Source organism: Neobacillus sp. Soil_C_43 (assembly GCF_057656715.1).
Genome location: NZ_JBDGJV010000013.1, coordinates 161,167 through 165,852 on the forward strand (window position 1 = coordinate 161,167; position 4,686 = coordinate 165,852).

General features: G+C 35.5%; 7 protein-coding genes. 1 reads left to right on the plus strand and 6 read right to left on the minus strand.

Translation table 11 applies throughout. The features are described from left to right. Positions 1-187: 187 nt before the first annotated feature. Both lepB and AC3A54_RS17485 read right to left on the minus strand, forming a co-directional pair. Positions 188-733, minus strand: a complete 546-nt coding sequence (gene lepB, locus AC3A54_RS17480) for a signal peptidase I (RefSeq protein ID WP_308082100.1) — start codon at positions 731-733, stop codon at positions 188-190. Between the two features lie 31 nt (positions 734-764). Then, on the minus strand, positions 765-953 hold the full coding sequence (locus AC3A54_RS17485; protein WP_487655445.1) for a hypothetical protein: 189 nt from the start codon (positions 951-953) through the stop codon (positions 765-767). A 511-nt stretch (positions 954-1,464) separates the two neighbouring features. Between AC3A54_RS17485 and AC3A54_RS17490 the strand changes: the two genes are divergently transcribed. Continuing rightward, entirely contained in the window at positions 1,465-1,953 is a 489-nt protein-coding gene (locus tag AC3A54_RS17490; RefSeq protein ID WP_487655446.1) for a GNAT family N-acetyltransferase, read from the plus strand. Between the two features lie 86 nt (positions 1,954-2,039). Here AC3A54_RS17490 and AC3A54_RS17495 read toward each other — a convergent pair whose 3' ends face one another. From AC3A54_RS17495 to AC3A54_RS17510, 4 genes are all read right to left on the minus strand, one after another. Beyond that, positions 2,040-2,831, minus strand: a complete 792-nt coding sequence (locus tag AC3A54_RS17495) for a phosphotransferase (protein WP_487655447.1) — start codon at positions 2,829-2,831, stop codon at positions 2,040-2,042. A 95-nt stretch (positions 2,832-2,926) separates the two neighbouring features. Continuing rightward, positions 2,927-3,337, minus strand: a complete 411-nt coding sequence (locus tag AC3A54_RS17500) for a hypothetical protein (protein WP_487655448.1) — start codon at positions 3,335-3,337, stop codon at positions 2,927-2,929. A gap of 116 nt (positions 3,338-3,453) precedes the next feature. Continuing rightward, on the minus strand, positions 3,454-3,837 hold the full coding sequence (locus tag AC3A54_RS17505; RefSeq protein WP_487655449.1) for a MarR family transcriptional regulator: 384 nt from the start codon (positions 3,835-3,837) through the stop codon (positions 3,454-3,456). 120 nt (positions 3,838-3,957) lie between these two features. Then, positions 3,958-4,503 carry a type II toxin-antitoxin system HicB family antitoxin gene (locus AC3A54_RS17510; RefSeq protein ID WP_487655450.1) on the minus strand — a complete coding sequence of 182 codons (546 nt, stop codon included), beginning with the start codon at positions 4,501-4,503 and terminating at the stop codon, positions 3,958-3,960. Positions 4,504-4,686 lie beyond the last annotated feature (183 nt).

Below are 4,686 nucleotides of genomic sequence, written 5' to 3' on the forward strand. Positions count from 1 at the left end.
AAACTGGAACCAACTGCATTCCTTTATATTGGCCAAAAGCTAATCATTCCAGCAAAACAGTAATAGTAAAAGGTAAGCGAACGTTACAATCCCGCTTACCTTTTTCATTGCCAATATGTGCCCTTGATGTGATGCGGTTACGCACCCGATGGTTTTGAATAAGAGACCAGCCCAACAAAAGCAGCAATTAGTTATTTACGAATTTAATTTCTTTTATTGGAAAATAAACAACATTTGTTGTCCCTATTACCTTTTCTAAATTGACCGCTCCAATCTCACGGCTGTCTTTGCTTTTCCTTCTGTTATCTCCCATAACAAACAAACTATCTTTAGGGACAGTATCACTACCTACAGCGGTCTCCTTTAAAGTGAAAGAGCCTGTTAAAGTTCCACCATTAAGTCTTTTCTTATATTTTTCTAAATAAGGTTCGTTGTATGCCTTCCCATTTATGTATAAAACATCATTTTTATATTCAATACTGTCACCAGGGAGTCCGATTACACGTTTGATGTAATCCCTTCCGTCTGGGGCGTGAAACACAACAATATCAAATCTTTTCGGTTCCCCAATTTTGGTTACAACCATACGGTCCTTGTCCTGGAGAGTGGGGTTCATTGATTCACCGTCAACAACAATGGGGGTAAAGAAAAAAGCGCGAATAATAAATGCTATAACAAGAGCACCCAATAGTGATTTAACCCATTCAAACGTTTCCTTTTTCTTCTTTGTCATTACTCATCCTCCCTCTAAAAATATGATGATCTTACGACTTGGTTGTTTTAACTTTATTTAATATTTCAGAAACAGCAATAGCTATACTTGCATTTAACATTCCAAATATAGAACCATAAAAAATAGCTGCCTCACGATCATTGCTAAAGAAAAACATTACAAAGAGATATAAGCAATACAAAAATACTACTGTTCCAAAAATAGATAAGAATTTACTCATTACTACACCATCCGTTTCAATATAACTTCTATATAATATTCGATAAAAGGAAAAATTACCCTTTTTAATCGGTGTGAAAAACTACTTTTCCTATAAGACCAAGGGAAACCAGAGGGACGGTTCTCATGGCTCATAATAAAAACCTTGATAAAAAAACCACCAGAACCGTCCCTATGGTGCAGCGGAAAAAGGTTTACCCGATTAAATACCGAACTAATTAATGAAAGGTATTGGTACTCAAAGAAACTGGAGGAAGAGTTTTGACTAGAAAGAAACTGGTATTTCTTAATTTATTTACTGCTGTAACAATATTGCTAATTTACATAATTAGTCTAATAACAAGAACTAATTTATTCCAATTTGGTTACCCTTTATATCATTAACAATAATAATTGCTGGATTTAATAATGCATTGTATAAAGGGCAATCGAAGTATATAGGCTACATTTTATTAAGTTTAGGTATCATACTATTGCTTATTTCTTTTTCTTTATTAAGGGGATGATGATGTTTGTTCGAAACAGAAAGATGTATTATAAGCACCCTTCGAACAGCCGATTTTTCAGATGTGAAAAAATTATATATAAATGAGGACGTAAGAAAATATCTCGGCGGGATACGACAGGCTGCTTCCATTGAAGATGTATTAGCCGAAATGCTGCATTCAGGTGATGATTCCTTTTACTGGGTGATCCGAAAAAAACACACCGATAATTTTATTGGTATGGTATCCCTTGACCCTCACCACGATGGCGTTTACTACGAGGTGTCCTATCAGTTATTACCCGATTGGTGGGGAGCTGGTTATGCAACGGAAGTCGTTCAAGTGATTATCAATTTTGCTTTAAATGAATTAAAACTACCAAAAGTCATTGCCGAAACACAAACCGCTAACTTAGCCTCTTGCAGGCTTCTAGAAAAATTAGGGATGAAATTAGAAGGAACCATTAACAGATTTGGAGCCGAGCAAGCCCTTTATTCTATCAAGTCATCTCACTAAGGGGAAAACCACGGGGACGATTCTCATGGCTCTAATCTAATATCAACCTTGAGATAAAAAACCACCAGAACCGTCCCTATGGTCCATTAAATCCACTCTTTTCCATATTCAAGAATGAATGTAATATCGTTTTGATAATGTTCAAGATGCCCTTCATCGATCATTTTTTGAAAAGCAATGTCACCTTCACTTGCTTTTCTTGTAATTGTCTTACATAACCCTTCTAATCGGAGCAAAACCATTTTCATATAATCTTCTTCTATTCCCTCACCGTAAGATTCAAAAAACAATCTAATTCTTTGTTTTATACGATTAGCATGCTGTAAGGAATTATAATAAACCTTCTCACCTGTTTCAGAAAGATAAAATCTACTTAAGGGGACGCAAGTATAAAGAGTATAAGCTATGTCCCAAAGTCTTGGACCAGGTCCAGCAACATCAAAATCAATAATACCTTTTGGTCTACTATAATTAAAAATAATGTTATATATTGCAAAATCATTATGGCATAGTACATCAAATGGCTGGGGGGTGTTATCTATCGATTGCCAGCTATCATCAAATGGAAAATCACTCACAGAATCATGATAAAGACGGAGCATTTTCGCTATTTCAATTAAGACATCATTAGTCCACATGTATTCTTTTAAAGGATAATTACCAGCTTCTCCTTCAATAAATGATAATATCTCTCTTCCTTTTTCATCAATACCTAAAAACTTTGGTGCATAACTGAAACCCTTGTCCTCCAAATGCTTGAATAGCTTATGAATTTTGGTACTGTCTGGCTTTAATTCTCGTCGCACAGTATCTCCTGAACGATAAACGTTAGAAATATTCCCTCCTGTTAACATTTCATCGTTTTCATGGTTTGACATCTAAATATCCCCCTTAATATTGTTCAATAAGAAAAAGGAGGGGCCGAAGCCACCTCCATGGTTAATCTCAAGCCACTGTTAACACAAGGATCACTTTAAATTCCTTCATATATAAATTCTTTTATATATTCCTTCAATTCCTCTTTTATCTCTTCCACTGACTCATCAAGAAGTTCACCGATAATCTTGCTTCCAGGTATGTTTTTTGAAATCGGCATTCCTAAGAAAGTGCGTTCACAATCCCAAATTTTTATTATATGTAAGTCAATAAGTTCACCATTTTTGTCAGTTTTATCTGATACTCCAATTGCAACTGAGGAACTATACCTTGCCTTAAAAGGGTCATACCCTTCTTTATCAAAATCAGCAAATAATTCTAAGTTGTACTTTGCAAAAACAGATTTATTTTCTGTTAATAGTTTTTCTATATGTTCTTTTAATTCCGCTTCAGTATTCTTAATCTTTATCTTTAGGTCTTTTGTAAAATCCTTTTGTTGATATTTCAATTTAAAATCACTTCTCTTTTAATTAGGATAAATTAAAAGTTCTCCAAGTGTGTTAAAAAGCCTTCTTGAACCTGCTCCGTTCAATACGAAAAAAGGCAATAGCTCTAAAGCTAAAATCAAAACAGACTAGACTTTGTGTTTTTTAATTTATCCCTAAACTTCTCCAGTACCTTTTTTCTTTCCTGATAACTTTCATCATCGCCTTCCTCCCATAGCGCAAGGTCTGCACCTTTTTCAATTAGCTGTAGTGCCTTTTTTTTAACCGAAGTGGTCAGTGCCTTATATCTCATTTGAAGACCTGCGAGAGAAATGAACAGAATGGATTCATCTGCCTGTTTATCTTCTTCATCATCATAATCAGAAAACTCTTCCTGCCACGATTTAAGAATAATTTTTGTAGCTTTTCTTGGACTTACCCCTTCATCCATCAGTTCATTCCATTCATCTTGGATATCACAAGATAAATCATCTTCCCATAAGCCAGTACCCCAAGCTCCCATCCTTTTCCCTCCACTCCTAATAATCCACCATTTCAATGTTGTGTATTTATTTCAACATAAATAAGCGTTAATCCTTCTAGGATCAACGCACCCGTTTGTTTAACTACGAGTCAATCTTCTTTAATCCCCTCGACGCTTTAGAATAACATCCTCAACAAATTGTTTGAATTTCTCCTCGGCTTCAGAATGTAGTCTTACGGTAAAAAGTAAAGTTTCCTCCGGGTGGCCCTCTTCCTCTGAATCCCCTTCAAAAAAAATGTCCCACATTCCTTTGTCATTTTTAAATCCAATTGCTTCTATGTATTCATCATTTTCTTCGATGTAATAGCCAATATGCCAATGGCGACCTTTTAAATGTTCCAGTATTTCTTCAGCATACTGGTCAAATGAAGTTTCCACATCGATTAATTCCATCCCTTGAGAAAGTTTATTGCTTTGGATAGGGATCGGTTCAAGAAGTTCTTCATTGTCATATAAGATTCCTGCCAAAGAGAAAGCTAAATCTTTTTTTGCATTTTTTAGTGCTCTACTCCTTGTTTTTCCTTGTGATAACGGAAAATCCCACCCAGCCTCCGGAAAAAGAGTAGGGAAGTAAACACCAAACATTCCTCCTTCAACTTCCTGTTGTACGAATGCTGGATACACTACTTTTCCAAAACTTATCATATACCTCACATCCTATTGATAAGGTTTCTTTTAACCTGCCCTGTAAGTAAAAAAAAGACCCTACAGTCCGGAAACCTCTTATTCACTAACGAATAAGGGGTTTCCGACAAAATCAATTAGAAAGCCCAATTCCCTTTACGGAAGATTGGCTCACGTGTACCATCAGGTAATTCACCATCAATA

Coding starts and splice junctions, on each gene's coding strand:
- AC3A54_RS17505 (WP_487655449.1), bottom strand. CDS start 3,837: ATGGGAGCTTGGGGTACTGGCTTATGGGAAGATGATTTATCTTGTGAT.
- AC3A54_RS17495 (WP_487655447.1), bottom strand. CDS start 2,831: ATGTCAAACCATGAAAACGATGAAATGTTAACAGGAGGGAATATTTCT.
- AC3A54_RS17485 (WP_487655445.1), bottom strand. CDS start 953: ATGAGTAAATTCTTATCTATTTTTGGAACAGTAGTATTTTTGTATTGC.
- lepB (WP_308082100.1), bottom strand. CDS start 733: ATGACAAAGAAGAAAAAGGAAACGTTTGAATGGGTTAAATCACTATTG.
- AC3A54_RS17510 (WP_487655450.1), bottom strand. CDS start 4,503: ATGATAAGTTTTGGAAAAGTAGTGTATCCAGCATTCGTACAACAGGAA.